The following is a 16988-nucleotide window of genomic DNA, read 5'->3' on the forward strand; positions in this document are numbered from 1 at the left end:
GCCTACAAGCCGTCCCACCTGGGCGAATGCGGCTCGGGCCGCGGCCGGGCGAATGCCGGAAAGTACAGCCTGCTATACCCCGGGCGGACAGCGCACGGCATCGATCGCGACCGGCGGCGGCCGTAGCGTCATCGGCATGACGAAGAACCGAATGCTGTGGATCGCCCTCGCCGTCGCGGCCGTGCTCAACGCCGCACTGTCCACTGTGAACCCACTCCTGGGCGCCGTCTTCGGCGTGGTCGTGCTCGCCTGCGGAGGCGCCCTGGTCCTACGCCACTACCGCGGCCAGTCCTAGCCCCGTTGCCGGGGGGCGACGCGCGTTGCCCACGCGGACGCACCGCGACCTGCACGAGTGCGCAAGGCGCCATGTCCGAGCGTGCCGCAAGTGGCCGAGCCGCGGCAGAAACGCACGCCAGGCGCGCACGAACAGACACGCGCGGGCGAGGCGATGCGCAAACGCGCATGAGGGGCGCATGCGCGCAAGGTGCTGCGCAAACGCGCAGGAAAGGACGTGCGGGACGCGGGAAAGGACGTGCGGGAGGGCGGTGCTGCGCAAACGCGCACGCAACGGGCGCGCGTGCGCGAGGTGCTGCACAAACGCGCGGGAAAGGACGTGCGGGACGCGGAAAGCGGGACGCGGAAAGGACGTGCAGGAAGGCGGCGCTGCGCAAACGCGCACGCAACAGGCGCGCGTGCGCGAGGTGCTGCACAAACGCGCGGGACAAGACGTGCGGGAGGCGGAAACGACGTGCGGGAGGGCGGTGCTGTGGAAGGGCTCGTCAGCCGTGTACGAACGGGATCGTGGTGGCCACGCGCTCGAAGCCCAGCCGCTGCAGAATCGGCCGGCTGTCATCGCTCGCGTCGACCTGCAGATAGCGGAACCCGGCCTCCGCGGCCAGGGCGGCCCGCCACGCGACCACGGCCTTGAACACCCCGCGCCCGCGCCACTGCGGGTCGGTGCCGCCGCCCCAGAGGCTCGCGAACTCGGTGCCGCGGTGCAGTTCGATCCGGCCGGCGCAGATCGGGCGGTCACCGGCCATGGCGACGACGGCCTTCACGTCGTCCGGGCGTTCCAGCAGCGTGCGGCCGATGGCGGCATGGTCGCCGCCGAAGACATCGTCGTGGATGCGGACCACGAGCTCGGCTCCCCGGGCATCGGTCACCGGCACCAGGCGCACCCCCTCGGGCGGGCTCGGCTCCTGCGGCAGGGCATCGACCTCGGCGACGAGCAGCGCCTCGGCCGGGCCGGGCTCGAAGCCCGCGGCCAGGAGACGGTCGGCCAGGTCGCGGGGCTGGTCATGGGAGTACAGCTTCCACTCCCAGGGGACGCCGGCCTCCGCGAATCGCTGGATCTGGGCCGCGATCACCGCGTCCGCGTCGAGGTCGCCGAGGCCGGACCACGGGATGCCGGTCCAGCCGTCGGCGGCGTTGACCACGCGCACCACGCCGGGGTCGTGCTCGACCAAGGCGCCGGGGCCTTCCCGCGGCTGCTGGCGAATCTCCCGGTCGAAGCGCGCGAGGATCTCGTTCACGTCCATACCGCCACCCGATACCCCACCGAGCCGCGCGCGCAAGCGATTTCCGCGATCACGTCGCCCGACCGGCGCCCACCCAGCGCCGCCGGGTCCGGGAACACGATCACAGCGTGGGCAGCGGGCCACCCGGCGCGGCGGGTGCGGGAACACGATCGCAACGTGGGCAGCGGGCCCACCGGCGCGATCCAGGCGCGGCCGGGTCTGGGCAGCATGCTCACAGCGTGGGCAGCGGAAGACCTGGGACGGACGGGAGGATCCGGGTCGGCAGCGGCAGGCCCCCCGGACCCGTCGGGACGATCTGGGTCGGCAGCCCGGGCAGGATCTCGCCGTTGCCGCCCGGCGTCTTCGTCGGGTTCGCCCCCGGTGTCGTTGCGCCCGGTGTCGCCGCGCCCGGGGCCGGCGTCGGGGTCGCGGGGGCCGCCTCCGTGGTCGGGGCCGGCTCGGTCGTCGGCGATGCGGACGGCGGGGTCACGGACGGCAGCTGGGAGCGCAGGTCGGCGATCCGGTCCAGGAGGCGCCGGCGGGTGCCGGCGTTGTCGACCTGCTCGGCCTCGCCCGTGGCGGTGTCCAGGAGGCGCCGCGCGTCGCCCCACCTCGCGGCGGCGATCGCGTCCGCGGCCTCGGCGATGGCCTGTTCGGCGGCGCGGGCGTGGGCCTGCTCCGGGTACAACACCTGGGTCAAGGGCCACAGGGGGCCGCTCGGGCTCGACCGCTCGGCGCCCAGGGCCAGGCCGCCGAGGATCACGACGGCGGCCGCGACCGCCGCGAAGGTCCGGCGCAGGGCCGAGCCGGGGCGGCGGCGGGGGCGCGGGGCGACGACCGGCAGTTCCTGGGTGCCGGCGGTATCGGGGGCGGCGGTGCGCAGCTCGGGGAGGTCGGGCAGGGCGTCGCCGGAGGAGGGCTCGGACGACAGGTCGAAATCGGGCAGATCCGCCGAGAGCTCGTCGTGCCAGTCCGCGAGCAGGCCGGTCAACGCGTCGTCGGCGGGAGACGGGGACGGGGACGCGGGGCGCGAGCCGCGGGCGAGGGCGTCCAGCAGCGCGTCGTCGGCGCGAACCGTCGCCAGATCGACCGGCGCCTCGCCGCTGCTGTCCATGTCACCTCGATCCGTCATGCCGTCATCCCCCCACCAGCGTAGACAGGCCGAAGCGGGCGCCCGGACCAACGACCGGACCGCCGAAGCGGGCGCCCGGACCAACGACCGGACCGCCGAAGGGAAGCGCCGTCACGCCGCCACCTCCCCCAGCGAGTCCCCGGCCATGGTGCGCAGCTTGGCCAGGGCGCGCGACTGGTTCACCCGCACCGCCGCCGCCGACATCCCGACGATCACGCCGACCTCCTCGGCGGAGAGGCCGGCCGCGACCCGCAGCACGACGATCTCGCGCTGGGCCTCGGGCAGGCGGGCGAGCAGGGCCGAGAGGCGCCGGGCCAGGTCGGTGCTCACGGCCTGCTGCTCGGGCCCGGGCGCGCCGTCGGGGCTGTCGGGGAAGGTCGGGATCGGGCCGGGGTCGCGCACCGCGGCGCGCTGGGCGTCGGCGACCTTGTGCGCGGCGATCGCGTAGACGAACGCGGTGAAGGGACGGCCCTGGTCACGGTACCGCGGCAGGGCCCGCAGCAGCGCGATGCAGACCTCCTGGGCCACGTCGTCGGCGGTCGTGTACGCGCCGCCGACGCGCCCGAGCTTGGCGCGGCAGTAGCGCACCACGCCCGGCCGCAGCTGCTCCAGCAGCTCCGCCGTGGCCTCCGGCTCGGACCGCACGGCGCGGCCGACGAGCCCCGGGTCGATTGTGGCCGTCATCGTGAACGCACGGTAACCGGACCGGCCCGGGAGCACCACCCGGGAGAAATTTTTCCGTGGTGGCTGTTACGCCCCGCGCGGCCGCCGCGATGCAACCCATGAACCGCGCTACCAACGGAGGAGCGACATGGGCGTCGAGGTGCACGTGGAGGGGCTGACGAAGTCCTTCGGCGCCCAGCCCGTGTGGTCCGACGTCACGCTGACCCTGCCCGCCGGGGAGATCTCGGTGCTGCTGGGGCCCTCGGGCACGGGCAAGTCGGTGTTCCTCAAGACGCTCGTCGGGCTGCTCAAGCCCGACCGGGGCGCGATCCTCATCGGCGAGCACGACCTCACGCGCCTGCGGGAGCGGGAGCTGTACGAGGTCCGCAAGCTCTTCGGCGTCCTCTTCCAGGACGGCGCGCTGTTCGGGTCCATGAACATCTACGACAACGTGGCCTTCCCGCTGCGCGAGCACACGCGCAAGCCGGAGCGGGAGGTGCGCGAGATCGTCGCCGAGAAGCTCGACATGGTCGGGCTGACCGGCGCCGAGGGCAAGCTGCCCAGCGAGATCTCCGGCGGGATGCGCAAACGCGCGGGGCTGGCCCGCGCGCTCGTGCTCGATCCGGAGATCGTGCTGTTCGACGAGCCGGACTCGGGCCTCGACCCGGTCCGCACCGCGTACCTCAACCAGCTCATCATCGACCTCAACCAGCAGATCGACGCCACGTTCCTGATCGTCACGCACGACATCAACACCGCGCGCACGGTCCCGGACAACATCGGGCTGATCTACCACGGCCACCTGGCCATGTTCGGCCCGCGCGAGATGCTGCTGTCCAGCACCGAGCCGGTGGTGCGGCAGTTCCTCAACGCCCAGCGGATCGGCCCGATCGGCATGTCCGAGGAGAAGGACGCCGACGAGCTCAAGGCCGAGGCCGAGGCGGGCATCGAGCCGCCGCCCCTGCCGCCGATCCCGCTGCAGCTGCAGCCGACGGACCGCGGCCGCCGCAGGGCCGAGCGGGCGCCCGGGCAGTGGTGCGCGGCCAACGGCGTCACCCCGCCCGAAGGGTCGTTCCGGTCATGAGGGCGACGGGGCTGTTCTTCGTCTTCGCGCTGGACGCGCTGCGCGGCCTGGCCAGGAGACCGTGGCAGGTGCGGGAGTTCATCCAGCAGGCCTGGTTCGTCAGCTCGGTGTCGATCCTGCCGGCCGCGCTCGTCTCGGTGCCGTTCGGGGCGGTGATCGCGCTGCAGCTCGGGTCGCTGGTGCGCCAGCTCGGCGCGCAGTCGTTCACCGGCGCCGCGTCGGTGCTCGCGGTCGTGCGCGAGGCCGGCCCGATCGTGACCGCGCTCATCATCGCGGGCGCCGGCGGCTCGGCGATCTGCGCCGACCTGGGCGCGCGGAAGATCCGCGAGGAGCTCGACGCGATGGAGGTGCTGGGCATCGACCCGCTGCACCGCCTGGTCGCGCCCCGGGTGGCGGCCACGATGCTGGTCGCGGTGCTGCTCAACGGGCTCGTGAGCGTCGTGGGGGTGTCGGGCGGCTACTTCTTCAACGTGGTGCTGCAGCACGGCACGCCGGGCGCGTACCTCGCCAGCTTCCAGGCCCTCGGGCAGCTGCCGGACCTCGTCGTCGGCGAGATCAAGGCGCTCGTGTTCGGCGCGGTGGCGGCGCTCGTGGCCTCGTACAAGGGGATGACCGCGAAGGGCGGGCCGAAGGGGGTCGGGGACGCGGTGAACCACAGCGTGGTCATCACGTTCATGCTGCTGTTCGCGCTCAACTTCGTCATCACGGCCGTGTACTTCCAGATCGTGCCGCAGAAGGGGAGCTGACATGGCCATCCTGCAACGGCTCGACGACCTCGGCGGGCAGCTCGCGTTCTACCTGCGCGCGTTCGCCTGGGCGCCGCGCGCGATCGTGCGGTACAAGCGCGAGATTCTCCGCCTTCTCGCCGAGGTCAGCTTCGGCACCGGCGCGCTCGCCGTGGCGGGCGGCACCGTGGGCGTCATCTGCTGCATGACGTTCTTCACCGGCACCGAGGTGGGCCTGCAGGGCTATCAGGCCCTCGACCAGATCGGCTCCAGCGCCTTCACCGGGTTCGTCTCGGCGTACTTCAACACCCGCGAGATCTCCCCGCTGGTCGCCGCGCTGGCGCTGTCGGCGACGGTCGGCTGCGGGTTCACCGCCCGGCTCGGCGCGATGCGGATCTCCGAGGAGGTCGACGCGCTCGAGGTGATGGCGGTGCCGTCGCTGCCGTTCCTGGTCACGACCCGGATGATCGCCGGGCTCATCGCGGTGATGCCGCTCTACGTGATCGGGCTGCTGTCGAGCTACCTGGCCACGCGGACCATGGCCATCGTCTACTTCGGACAGTCGGCGGGCACGTACGACTACTACTTCCACCTGTTCCTGCCGCCGGGCGACGTGCTGTGGTCGTTCGGCAAGGTGCTGGTGTTCAGCGTGATCGTGGTGCTGGTGCACTGCTACTACGGGTACACCGCGAGCGGCGGCCCGGCCGGCGTGGGCGTGGCCGTCGGGCGCGCGGTGCGGCTGGCCATCGTGGCGGTGAACGTCGTGGACTTCTTCCTGTCGCTGGCCATCTGGGGCGCGACGACGACGGTACGGATCGCCGGATGAGACGGCTGCTGGGGCTCGCCTTCATCGTGCTGCTGACCGCCGCGCTCGGGCTGGCGGTGCTGCAGTACAACAAGGTCTTCACGCCCGTCACGTGGGTGACCCTGAAGACCGCGCACACTGGGCTGCAGCTGAGCCCGGGCGCCGAGGTGAAGTACTACGGCGTCGTGGTGGGCGAGGTGCGCGACATCGGCAGCGACGGCTCCGGCGCCACGCTGCGGCTCGCGCTCGACCCGTCCCTCACCGGGCAGATCCCGGCCGCGGTCAGCGCCCGGCTGCTGCCCAAGACGCTGTTCGGGGAGCGATACGTGGCGCTGGTGCCGCCGGGCACCGCCGGCCGGGCCATCCGCGACGGCGACGTCATCGGCCAGGACCGCTCCACGAGCGCCCTGGAACTGGAGCGGGTCCTGGACGACGCCCTGCCGCTGCTGCAGGCGATCCAGCCGGACAAGCTCGCCGCGACCTTGGGCGCGCTCGCGACGGCCCTGGAGGGCAAGGGCGAGCAGATCGGCCGCGACCTGGTGACCCTCGACGACTATCTCAAGGCCCTGAACCAGGACATGCCGCTCATCGCCGAGGACGTGCGGCGGCTCGCGGCGGTGCTGGACGTGTACGACGGCGTCCTGCCGGACCTGCTCGACCTGCTGCGCAACGTCTCCGTCACCGCGGACACCGTGGTCGACCAGCGCGCCCAGCTCGCCACGTTCTACGCGGACACCACGGCGGCGGCCGACACCACGACGTACTTCCTGCAGCGCCACGGCGACCAGCTCATCAAGGTCGGCGACGTCAGCCGCCCGGTGCTGGAGCTGCTGGCCGCGTACGCCCCGGAGTACCCGTGCCTGATGCAGGGCCTGGTCGCGCTGCAGCCGCGGGTCGAGCAGGTGTTCTCCGGCGGCCGGATGTACATCACGCTGGAGATCACGCGGGACAACGGCAAGTACGTCAACGGCGACCAGCCGGTCTACGGGGCGAGGAACGGGCCCGAGTGCCGCGGCCTGCCCGACCCGAAGATGCCCGCGCCCGGCGTGCCGATCAACGACGGCTACGACTACGGCGCCGCCCGCCCGGGCCCCGCCAAGCTCCCGGTCGGGACGGTCGGGACGGTCGCCCCGCCCTCCGCCGAGGCGGGCACGCAGGAGGAGCGCAAGCTGCTCGAACCGCTGATCGGCGCGGCCACCGGCGTGCCGCCGGCCGAGGTGCCCGACATCGCGATCCTGCTGTGGGGCCCGCTGCTGCGCGGAGTGGTGGTGAACGCGAAGTGATCCGGGACCTGCTCAAGCTCGGCGCGTTCGCGGCGGTGACGATCCTGCTCACCGCCCTGCTCGCGCAGACCCTCGGCGCCTTCTCGGGCGGCGGCACCCGCTACCGGGCCCGCTTCACCGACGTCACCGGGCTGCTCGCCGGGGACGACGTGCGCATCGCCGGCGTGAAGGTCGGCGAGGTCAGCGACATCCGCGTCGCCGACAACCGGATCGCCGAGGTCGCCTTCACCGTGGACGACGACATTCCGCTGACCACGAGCGTGCGGGCGACGATTCGGTACCGCAACCTCGTCGGCCAGCGCTATGTCGCCCTCAGCGAGGGCCCCGGCGGCGGGCAGACGCTGCGCACCGGGCAGACGATCCCGCAGTCGCAGACCACCCCGGCGCTGGACCTCACCGTGCTGTTCAACGGGTTCCGGCCGCTGTTCACCGCGCTCACCCCGCAGGCGGTGAACCAGCTCGCGTACGAGATCATCCAGGTGCTGCAGGGCGAGGGCGGGACGGTCGCGAGCCTGCTGCGCAGCACCGCGTCGCTGACCGGCACGCTCGCCGACCGGGACGCGGTCATCGGCCGGGTCGTGACCAACCTCAACAGCGTGCTGTCCACACTGGACGAGCACCGCGACGACCTGGACACCACGATCGTCATGCTGCAGCAGTTCGTCTCCGGCCTGGCCGCCGACCGGACCGCGATCGGCGACGCCCTCGCCAACGCGAGCACGCTCACCGGGGCCACCGCCTCGCTGCTGCAGGACGCCCGGCCCTCCCTGCAGGCCGACATCGACCGGCTCGGCACGCTGTCGGGCACGCTCAACGACAACGCCGGCGTCATCGACAAGACCCTCGAAGGACTGCCGCAGCGGTACTCGGACCTGACCCGCGTCGCCTCCTACGGCTCGTGGTTCAACTTCTACCTGTGCGACTTCGACGGCCAGGTGACGCTAGCCGGGCAGAAGGTCAACCCCGCGACCTTCACCTCGACGGCCGCCCGCTGCAGCACGGGAGGCGCCGCGTGAAGCCCCTGCGGGAGCGCAACCCGCTCGTCGTCGGCGCGATCGGCCTGGCCGTGCTCGGCGTGCTCGTGCTCGGCGCGTTCAAGGTCGACGCCGTCACCGGGCTGACCGCCACGAGCTACCGGGCCGCGTTCCGCGACGCGAGCGGGCTCACGCCGGGCAACGAGGTCCGGGTCGCCGGCGTGCGCGTCGGCAAGGTCACCGGCGTCGGGCTGGCCCGGGGCGGCGGCGGCCCCTACGTGCGCGTGACGTTCCGGCTGGAGGACGACGGGGTCCGGCTCGGCACCGCCACCCGCGCGACGATCCGCATCAAGACCGTGCTCGGGCAGAAGTACCTCGCGCTGGAGCCCGCCGGCGGCGGCACGCTGGCCGAGGACGCCGAGATCCCGCTCGAGCGCACCGCCGCCCCGTTCGACGTGGTGCAGGCGGTCACCGGGCTCGCCGACACCCTCGACCAGATCGACAGCACCCAGCTCGCGGACGCGTTCACCACCCTGGCCCAGGCCTTCGCCGACACCCCGGGCAGCGTGCAGGCTTCCCTGGACGGGCTGTCGCGGCTGTCGAAGACCGTCTCCGACCGCGACGCCGAGCTGCGCACGCTGCTGACCCGCGCCCACGAGGTGACCGGGGTGCTGGCCCAGCGCGACGAGGAGTTCCGCAAGCTCGTCGCCGACGGGGACGCGCTGCTGACCGAGGTGAGCAAGCGCCGGGACGCGATCCACGACCTGCTCGTCGGGACCAACGCCCTGGCCAACCAGCTGGCCGGGGTGGTGTCGGACAACAAGCAGCGGCTGGAGCCGGCCCTCAAGGAGCTGCGCGGGGTCGTCGGCATCCTGCAGCGCAACCGCGACAACCTGGAGCTCACGCTGCAGCGGATGGGGCCGTTCGTGGCCGCGTTCGCCAACGTCACCGGCAACGGGCGCTGGTTCGACTCCTACCTCGCCGGTCTCCTGCCCGGGAGTGGTGGCTGACATGACCCGCAAGCGCATCATCGCCTTCGCCGCCGCCGTGCTCGTGGGCGCGGCCGTGGCCCTCGTCATCGCCGCCACCGGGCACCCCCAGCGGCGCCTCGTCGCCCACTTCACCCGCACGGTCGGCATCCACGAGGGCTCCTCGGTGCGGGTGCTCGGGGTCGGCATCGGCGAGGTGACGGCGGTGATCCCGCAGGGCCGGACGGTCCGCGTGGAGATGACCTACGACGCCGGCTGGCCCATCCCGGCCGACGCGCGGGCCCTGATCATCCCGCCGAGCGTGGTCAGCGATCGGTACGTCCAGCTGACCCCCGCCTACACGAGCGGCCCGGCCCTGGCCGACCGCGCGGACCTCCCCGTCGAGCGCACCGCCGTGCCGATGGAGATCGACGACATCTACAAGGCCCTCAACGACTTCAACGAGGCCCTCGGCCCCGGCGGCGCCAACGCCGACGGCGCGCTCAAGCAGCTCGTGCAGACCGGCCAGGCCAACCTGCGGGGCAACGGCGACAACCTGCACACCACCATCGAGGGGCTCGACAAGGCGCTGACCACGGTCGCCGACGGCCGCCAGGACCTCTTCGGCACGCTGGTCAACCTGCAGACGTTCACGACCGCCCTGGCCCAGAGCGACGCCGCGGTGCGCGGGTTCAACCAGCGCCTCGCCGAGGTCGCCGGGCAGCTCGCCGGCGAGCGCGACGACCTGGCCGCGGCCCTGCGCGGGCTGGCCACGGCGCTGTCGCAGGTCACCGCGTTCATCCGGGACAACAAGGACGAGCTGGTGTCCAACGTGGACGCCCTCGCGGACGTCACCGGCATCCTCGCCAAGCAGCAGAAGGCGATCATCCAGATCCTCGACCTGGCGCCGCTCGCGCTGTCGAACCTCAACCTCGCGTACAACCCGCGCTCCGGCACCCTCGACACCCGCGACGACGCCCTCGGCCCCTACGACGCGGCCACCTATGTGTGCAGCGTCCTGCGGCAGGCCGTCCCGCAGCTGCCGAAGGAGTGCATCGCGCTCGGCCAGACCCCGGGCCTCCCGGCGGCCGCCCCGGCGCAGTCTCCTTCGACGCCCGCGGCCCAGTCCAAGGCTCCCGCGCTGCCGGTGCTGCCCGAGGTCACCCAGGACCTGACCCTGGGCGGGATCCTGCGGGGTGTGCGATGAGACGGGTACTGGTCATCGCGGCCTGCCTGCTCGTGGGGGGCTGCAACCTCCCCGGTGGCGCGCCGGCCGGCGACGGTTTCTCGGTCACCGCCGAGTTCTCCGACGTCCTCGACCTCGTCCCGCAGGCCGCCGTGAAGGTGAACGACGTGACCGTCGGCAGCGTGGAGCAGATCTCGCTGTCCGGCTGGACCGCCCGGGTGCGGCTGCGGGTCGACCAGAAGGTGAGCCTGCCCGGCAACGCCACCGCGGCGGTGCGCCAGACCAGCCTCCTCGGCGAGAAGTACGTGGCCCTGGAGGCCCCGACGACCGAGGCGCCCCAGGGCAGGCTCGGCGACGGCTCGGTCGTGCCCCTGAGCCGCACCCGGCGCTCGGCCGAGGTCGAGGAGGTGCTCGCCGCGCTCGGCATGCTGCTCAACGGCGGCGGGCTGGCCCAGCTCAAAACGATCAACGAGGAGCTGGCCAAGGCGTTCCAGGGCCGCGAGCCGGCCGCGAAGGACGCCCTGCACCAGCTCGACACGTTCGTCGGCGGGCTCGACGCGCAGAAGGCCGACATCGTGCGGGCCCTCGACGCGCTGGACCGGCTCACCACGTCCCTGTCCAAGCAGCGCGACGTCATCGGTACCGCCCTGTCGTCGCTGGCCCCCGGGCTGACCGTGCTCGAGGAGCAGCGCGAGCAGCTCACCGCGACCCTGACCGCGCTCGGGGACCTGGGCAAGGTCGGCACCCGCGTGATCGAGCAGAGCCGGGACGACACCCTGGCCTCGCTCAAGGCGCTCCAGCCACTCCTCGAGCAGCTGGTGAAGGCCGGGGACGCGCTGCCGAAGTCGCTGGACTTCCTGCTGTCGTTCCCGTTCCCGCCCAACGTCAGCGGCGCGATCGTCGGCGACTACGTGAACCTCGGCGCGACCGCCGACCTCGACGCCACCACGATCCTGTCCAACCTGCTCGTGCAGACCGCTCCCCCGGCTCAGGCCTCGTCCCCCGCCGGCCAGTCCTCGTCCGGTTCGCAGCCGAAGGGCGGTACGACGGACAAGACGAAGCCGCCGGTCACCACCCCGCCGATCGTCGGCGTGCTCCCGCTGGGCTGCCTGCCGATCGGCGGTCTGCTGCCGCCCGGCTGGGTGCCGCCGAAGGGCTGCGAGCTGCCGAAGGACTGCCAGATCCTGCCCCCGGGCAGCAAGGCGCCGGCGGGGAGCCTGATCCCGCCCGGCGGGATCGTGCCGCCCGGCACCGTCTTCCCGCCCGGCACGCTGCTGCCGCCGGGCACCGCGCTGTCCCCCGCCTGCCTGCTGGCCCCGGTGACCGGCCAGACCAACGGGCAGCAGGGCGGCCTCACCGACGTTCTGGGCGGAGGGCTGCTGCCGTGATCGGTCGCTCCACCAAGCTGCAGGTGCTCGCCTTCCTCGTGGTCGGGCTCGTCGGGATGGTGTACGTCGGGCTGGAGTACGTCGGCCTGGGCGATCGCCTGCTGGGCCGTGGCACCGTCGTCTACGCCGATCTGGCCCAGGCCGGCGGGCTCTTCCCGAACGCGCCCGTCACCTACCGCGGCGTGCCCGTGGGCCGGGTCGAGTCCGTGACGCTGCACGACGCCGGCGCCCGCGCCCGGCTGCATCTCGACGACGGCGTGCTCGTCCCGGCCGGCACCCGGGCCGTGGTCGGGCAGCGCTCGGCGGTCGGCGAGCAGTTCCTGGACCTGCGCCCGGACGGCGACACCGGCCCGTACCTGCGCGACGGCTCGGTCATCCCCCGCGAGCGCACCGGCGTCCCGCTCGCGCCGGAGACGCTGCTGGCCAACCTCGACGCGCTCGTACAGTCGGTGGACCCGAAGGCGCTGAGCGTCGTCATCGACGAGCTCGGCACCGCGTTCGAGGGCAACGAGCAGGCGCTGCGGCACCTGCTCGACGCGAGCGAGGCGATCCTCGACTCGGCTACCGCGACCCTGCCCCAGACCCGCACGCTGCTCGCCGACGGCCGCACGGTGCTGCGGACCCAGCAGGACTCGGCCGAGGCGATCCGGCAGTGGGCGTCCGGCCTGGCCCGCATCGCCGAGACGCTGCGCTCCTCCGACGCCGACCTGCGCCGCATCATCGCCGACGCGCCGCCCGCCGCGCGCGAGCTCGTCTCCCTGCTCCACGGGGTCGAGCCGTCGATCGGCCCGCTGCTGGGCAACCTCATCGCCGTGAACGGGGTCGCGGCCCGGCGCCTGCCCGGCATCGAGCAGATCCTGGTGGTGTACCCGCTCGCCGTCTCCGGTGGCTTCACGGTCACGCCCGGCGACGGGAGGGCCCACTTCGGGCTCGTGCTCAATGTGGACGATCCGCCGCCGTGCAAGTACGCGGGCTCGACGCGCTGCAGCGGCGCGGATCAGGCGGCCGGCTCGAGCGTGCGGGGCACCAACAACGCGCCGCGCCCCGGCTCGTCGGGCGACCCCGCGTATGACCCCTCGTACGACCCCGGGTCGGGCACCGTGCTCGGCTCGGACGGCAACCCGCTGCTGTTCGGGTCGACCGGCGGGCAGTACGCGCTGGCCGGGGACCAGTCCTGGAAACAACTGCTGCTCGCCGGGCTCGCACCATGACGTTGGTTGGAGGCTTCCGTGTCCGAATCCCCTGAGCGCGGCCTGCGGCTCGTGCCGGGCGGCGCCGACTCCCCCGCCGCCCCCCGAAGCGTCCGGCAGCGGGCCGCCACCCGCCGCCGGATCCCCAAGCGCCGCGACACCCTCACCCACGTCCTGTCCCACCTGGACGAGGAGCCCGAGGTGCTGTCGCCGGTCGTCACGGAGCTCAAGTCCACTGCGGACGACACAGACGTTGCTCTCGACGAGGATGACGCCGGGAAGCGTCCTCGCCGGCGAACGGCGCCGCACCGGCGGGGGCCCGCCCGCTCGGTGCGGCGCCGGGAGCCGAAGCCCCGCTTCCGGCTCGCGCGCCCGTCGCTCACCACGGCGCTGCTGACCCTGCTGGTCTGCGCGGCGGTGGCCGCGGCCGCGGTGCTGGGCAACCGCTGGTACGACGCCCGCACCCTGGACCGGGCCCACCAGCAGGCGCTGGCCGCGGCCAAGCAGACGACGGTCGACTTCGTCTCGGTGAGCGCGGCGAGCGTCGACCGCGACCTGCAGCGGATCGTGGCCGGCGCGACGGGCGACTTCCGCGACGAGTTCACCCGCGGCCAGGCCCAGGTCCGCGCCGCCGTGGTGGAGAACAACGTGGACTCGAAGGGCACCGTGCTGCGGGCCGCCCTCGTCTCGGGCGACCGCGACGCGGCGGTGGTCCTCGTGGCCGTCGACGCGACGGTGCGCAACAGCAAGGCCCCGGAGGGCCGCGCCTCGCACTACCGCATCCAGGTGGACATGGCCCGCGACCGCGACTCGGGTCGCTGGCGGGTCGCCAAGCTCCAGTTCGTCGGGTGAGAGGGATACAGTCATGACTCGTCGCTCTTGGGCGCTGGTGGCGGCAATCGTGGTGGCCCTGGGCCTGGCCGGCGCCGGCTGGTACTACTCGGACGAGCACCACCGCCGGGACGTGGCCGTGCGCCAGTCCACGGCCGCCGCCAACGCCGCGGCACAGGCCATCTTCTCCTACGACTACCGCAGCTTCGACGCGAGCGTGGCCAACGGGAAGGGCTTCACGACGGGCGGCTTCGCCGACGAGTACGCCCAGACGACGGCGGCGCTGAAGTCGAACGCGGTGGCGGAGCAGGCGATCGTGCGCGCGTCGGTCTCGGCGACGGGCGTGGTGACCGCCGCGCCCTCACGCGTCGAGCTGCTGCTCTACGTGAACCAGTACCGCCGCAACGCCAACATCACGGGCGAGAAGGTGGACCAGAACCGCGTGGTGCTGACGATGATCCCGATCGCCGGCGCGTGGAAGGTCTCCCACGCCATCGCCGTCTGACCGCCCCCGCGCCGCACTGAGCAGGCAGCAGCGCTCAGGCGGGAGGTACTTGCTGCAGAAGGCCGAGCGATTGAACAGCAGGCATCGTCGACGAGCCAGAAGTCATCTCACGGCGGCCTGAGATCGGCTGCCTGATCGCGGCAGCCATCGAACACCCTTGCCGACGGCGAGGTCGGCAAGCGGGGCGACCACCGCTTACCTCCGGGAAGGCGGGCATCAGCCGCTTGGGCCCTCGCGGAGGGCTAGCCGGGCGGATATAGTGAAGCCACTACACTATGTAGGAGGCACATCATTACCCAGCCGGAGGGCGTGCTCGGGCTGCTGCTCGAGCTCGTCGTGTTCGTCGGCGACGACATGCAGCGACGGCTCGCCCATGACGATCTCACCGCCGCGCGCGCCGGGGTGCTGTGGGCGCTGCGCGCCCGCGGGCCGGTGACGCAGCGGGAGCTCGCCACGGCGCTGGCCGTCACCCCGCGCAACGTGACCGGCCTCGTCGACGGCCTCGCCGCCGCCGGCCACGTCACGCGCGAGCCGCACCCCACCGACCGGCGGGCGACGCTCGTCACACTCACCCCGGCCGGCACGCGCCTGGTGGAGCGGCTCGAGGACGAGCAGCGGGAGTTCGCGGGCCTGCTGTTCGACGACATGCCCGCCGAGCGGCTCGACGCGCTCGGCCGCGGACTCGCCGAGATCCTGAAAAGGGTGCGTGGATGACCAGTCCCCCAAGCCGGATGCGGCGGTACGCGGCGCTCGAACGGCGGATGTGGCAGGCGCTGATCCGGTGGGTGACCCGGCGCGGCCCGCGCGACGGGTTCGGCTACGCCGGGCCGGTCCGGCCGCTGCTGTGGGCGTTCGTGATCGTCTCCGCGGTCGAGACCGTGGCCGTGCACCTCATCCTGCCGTGGCTCGTCGTGCGTGTCGTGGTCGACGTGCTCAGCGTGTACGGGCTGCTGTGGATGCTCGGCATCGTCGCGTCCTACCGGGTGTATCCGCACCGGCTCACCGACGACGGCATCCGCATCCGGCACAGCCTCTTCGCCGATCTCACGGTTCCGCGCGCCGCGATCGCCGAGGTGCGCGCCCGGCGGCGGCTCCTCGCCGGCAGCGAGATGCTGCAGGTCGAGGAGCACGCCGCCGGGCGCGCGCTGTCGATTCCGGTCTCGGGGCAGACCAACGTCGAGGTCGTGCTGCGCGAACCGACCACCGTGGACGATGCGAGCGGGCCGGTCACCGAGGTGCGGTGCTACGCCGACGATCCCGAGGGCTTTCTAGCGGCGGCGCAGGACCAGCGGCGTCAGGCTCAGCAGTAGTCCGACCACGGCCACGCCGGTCACCAGGTTGACGCCCGGGTGGAACTGGCTGAAGTCCGCGCGCGAGGCCGGGCTCGCCGCCGCGACCAGGGCCGTCACCACGGCGAGGACCAGCGCCGCGCCCACCTGGCCCGAGGTCTGCACGAGCCCGGAGGCCAGGCCCTGCTCGGCGTCCGCGATGCCGTCCGTGGCCTGGGCCATGATCGAGCTGAAGCCGAACGCGAAGCCGCCGCCCAGCAGAAGCATCGTCGGCAGCGTCGTGATCGCGTAGTGCGGGGCGTCGCCGGCGGTGAGCAGGAACCAGCCGTAGCCGAGGCTCATCGAGAGCATCGCGCCCGTGATGAGGGGCGCGGTGCCGAAGCGCGTGATCAGCCGCCCCACGAAGGGCGACCCGAACGCGACCAGCAGGCCCGCCGGCAACAGGGCGAGCGCCATGCGCAGCGGCGACCAGTGCAGGATGTCCTGCAGGTACAGCGTCATCATGAACTGGAAGCTGAGGTACGACCCGAACAGCGCCACCATGCCCAGGTTCGCCCGCACGATGGAGCCGGCCCGCAGGATGCTCAGCCGGATGAGCGGATGGGGCACGCGGCGCTCGACGACGAGGAACGCGGCCAGCAGCGCCACCGCGGCCGCGGCGAGCCCGAGGGTCGCCGGGTGCAGCCAGCCCCGGGCCGGGGCGGAGACGACGGCGTACACCGACAGCAGCATGCCCCCGACCAGCGTCGCGGCGCCCACCAGGTCGTGACCGCCGTCGGCCGCGGGGCGGTCGCGCGGGATGAGGGCGACGCCCGCGGCCAGGGCCGCGACCGCGAGCGGCACCGGGATCAGGAACGTCCAGCGCCAGCCGACGCTGGTGAGCAGGCCGCCGAGGATGAGGCCGGAGGAGTAGCCGCTCGCGCCGAAGACCGAGAACACCGACAGCGCGCGGTTGCGGGCCGGGCCCTCCGGGAACGTGGTGGTGAGGATGGACAGGGCGGTCGGGGCGGTGAACGCGGCCGCGAGGCCCTTCACGAAGCGGGTCGCGATCAGCAGGCCGCCGTCGTCGACGAGCCCGCCGACGAGGCTGGCCACGGCGAAGACGCCGAGCGCGACGAGGAAGACGCGGCGCCGGCCGAGCAGGTCCGCGGTACGGCCGCCGAGCAGGAGCAGGCCGCCGTACCCGAGCACGTAGCCGTTGACGATCCACTGCAGCGAGGTCGTGGACAGGCCGAGCTCGGCGCCGATCGACGGGAGCGCCACGCCGACCATCGAGACGTCGAGGCCGTCGAGGAACAGCACGGCGCACAGCACCGCGAGCACGCCCCAGAGTCGCTGCGGGGTCCGGGTTCGCTCGGCTTGCGTCAGGGTCATGGTCACGAGAGGCGACACTAGATGCATGCACATTCAATGTCCACGCACTAAATCCTCGTACATTTAATGCGTGT

The 16988-nt window shown here is 72.9% G+C and carries 18 protein-coding genes; 14 read left to right on the forward strand and 4 right to left on the reverse strand.

What is annotated here, in order from left to right; translation table 11 throughout:
• Positions 1-136 precede the first annotated feature (136 nt).
• Positions 137-295, forward strand: a complete 159-nt coding sequence (locus AC6JBM_RS32475; RefSeq protein WP_497977828.1) for a hypothetical protein — start codon at positions 137-139, stop codon at positions 293-295.
• A 484-nt stretch (positions 296-779) separates the two neighbouring features.
• Here AC6JBM_RS32475 and AC6JBM_RS32480 read toward each other — a convergent pair whose 3' ends face one another.
• The 3 genes from AC6JBM_RS32480 to shbA all read right to left on the reverse strand — a co-directional run bounded on the left by AC6JBM_RS32480 (position 780) and on the right by shbA (position 3333).
• Positions 780-1538 (reverse strand): GNAT family N-acetyltransferase, encoded by a 759-nt coding sequence (locus tag AC6JBM_RS32480; RefSeq protein ID WP_497977829.1) that lies wholly within the window; start codon positions 1536-1538, stop codon positions 780-782.
• A gap of 211 nt (positions 1539-1749) precedes the next feature.
• Complete coding sequence (locus AC6JBM_RS32485) at positions 1750-2649, reverse strand: anti-sigma-D factor RsdA (RefSeq protein WP_497977830.1); 900 nt, start codon at positions 2647-2649, stop codon at positions 1750-1752.
• 111 nt (positions 2650-2760) lie between these two features.
• Positions 2761-3333 carry an RNA polymerase sigma factor ShbA gene (shbA, locus tag AC6JBM_RS32490; RefSeq protein WP_497977831.1) on the reverse strand — a complete coding sequence of 191 codons (573 nt, stop codon included), beginning with the start codon at positions 3331-3333 and terminating at the stop codon, positions 2761-2763.
• A gap of 127 nt (positions 3334-3460) precedes the next feature.
• Between shbA and AC6JBM_RS32495 the strand changes: the two genes are divergently transcribed.
• The 13 genes from AC6JBM_RS32495 (at position 3461) to AC6JBM_RS32555 (ending at position 15561) form a co-directional block, all read left to right on the forward strand.
• Positions 3461-4396 (forward strand): ABC transporter ATP-binding protein, encoded by a 936-nt coding sequence (locus AC6JBM_RS32495; RefSeq protein WP_497977832.1) that lies wholly within the window; start codon positions 3461-3463, stop codon positions 4394-4396.
• Complete coding sequence (locus AC6JBM_RS32500; protein ID WP_497977833.1) at positions 4393-5142, forward strand: MlaE family ABC transporter permease; 750 nt, start codon at positions 4393-4395, stop codon at positions 5140-5142. Before AC6JBM_RS32495 ends, AC6JBM_RS32500 begins: the two co-directional genes overlap by 4 nt.
• 1 nt (position 5143) lies before the next feature.
• A complete protein-coding gene (locus AC6JBM_RS32505) occupies positions 5144-5947 on the forward strand; it encodes an MlaE family ABC transporter permease (protein WP_497977834.1) in 804 nt (267 codons plus the stop codon).
• Entirely contained in the window at positions 5944-7209 is a 1266-nt protein-coding gene (locus tag AC6JBM_RS32510) for an MCE family protein (protein WP_497977835.1), read from the forward strand. Before AC6JBM_RS32505 ends, AC6JBM_RS32510 begins: the two co-directional genes overlap by 4 nt.
• Positions 7206-8225, forward strand: coding sequence for an MCE family protein (locus AC6JBM_RS32515; RefSeq protein WP_497977836.1), 1020 nt, complete (start codon positions 7206-7208; stop codon positions 8223-8225). Before AC6JBM_RS32510 ends, AC6JBM_RS32515 begins: the two co-directional genes overlap by 4 nt.
• On the forward strand, positions 8222-9193 hold the full coding sequence (locus AC6JBM_RS32520; protein ID WP_497977837.1) for an MCE family protein: 972 nt from the start codon (positions 8222-8224) through the stop codon (positions 9191-9193). Before AC6JBM_RS32515 ends, AC6JBM_RS32520 begins: the two co-directional genes overlap by 4 nt.
• Before the next feature lies 1 nt (position 9194).
• Positions 9195-10358, forward strand: coding sequence for an MCE family protein (locus AC6JBM_RS32525; protein ID WP_497977838.1), 1164 nt, complete (start codon positions 9195-9197; stop codon positions 10356-10358).
• Positions 10355-11725: an MCE family protein gene (locus AC6JBM_RS32530; protein ID WP_497977839.1), complete on the forward strand. Its 1371-nt coding sequence runs from the start codon at positions 10355-10357 to the stop codon at positions 11723-11725. The genes AC6JBM_RS32525 and AC6JBM_RS32530 overlap by 4 nt, the downstream gene beginning before the upstream one ends.
• On the forward strand, positions 11722-12936 hold the full coding sequence (locus AC6JBM_RS32535; RefSeq protein ID WP_497977840.1) for an MCE family protein: 1215 nt from the start codon (positions 11722-11724) through the stop codon (positions 12934-12936). The genes AC6JBM_RS32530 and AC6JBM_RS32535 overlap by 4 nt, the downstream gene beginning before the upstream one ends.
• 18 nt (positions 12937-12954) lie before the next feature.
• The gene (locus tag AC6JBM_RS32540) at positions 12955-13767 is read left to right on the forward strand and encodes an Rv1363c family protein (protein ID WP_497977841.1); all 813 of its coding nucleotides are present in this window, start codon (positions 12955-12957) and stop codon (positions 13765-13767) included.
• Between the two features lie 13 nt (positions 13768-13780).
• Positions 13781-14251 carry a hypothetical protein gene (locus tag AC6JBM_RS32545; protein WP_497977842.1) on the forward strand — a complete coding sequence of 157 codons (471 nt, stop codon included), beginning with the start codon at positions 13781-13783 and terminating at the stop codon, positions 14249-14251.
• Between the two features lie 309 nt (positions 14252-14560).
• Positions 14561-14965: a MarR family winged helix-turn-helix transcriptional regulator gene (locus AC6JBM_RS32550; RefSeq protein ID WP_497977843.1), complete on the forward strand. Its 405-nt coding sequence runs from the start codon at positions 14561-14563 to the stop codon at positions 14963-14965.
• A complete protein-coding gene (locus tag AC6JBM_RS32555; RefSeq protein ID WP_497977844.1) occupies positions 14962-15561 on the forward strand; it encodes a hypothetical protein in 600 nt (199 codons plus the stop codon). Before AC6JBM_RS32550 ends, AC6JBM_RS32555 begins: the two co-directional genes overlap by 4 nt.
• Here the strand turns inward: AC6JBM_RS32555 and AC6JBM_RS32560 are convergent.
• Positions 15520-16914 carry an MFS transporter gene (locus tag AC6JBM_RS32560; RefSeq protein WP_497986561.1) on the reverse strand — a complete coding sequence of 465 codons (1395 nt, stop codon included), beginning with the start codon at positions 16912-16914 and terminating at the stop codon, positions 15520-15522. The two genes, AC6JBM_RS32555 and AC6JBM_RS32560, sit on opposite strands and share 42 nt — an antisense overlap.
• Positions 16915-16988: the final 74 nt, after the last annotated feature.

This window comes from Dactylosporangium thailandense, assembly GCF_059739745.1.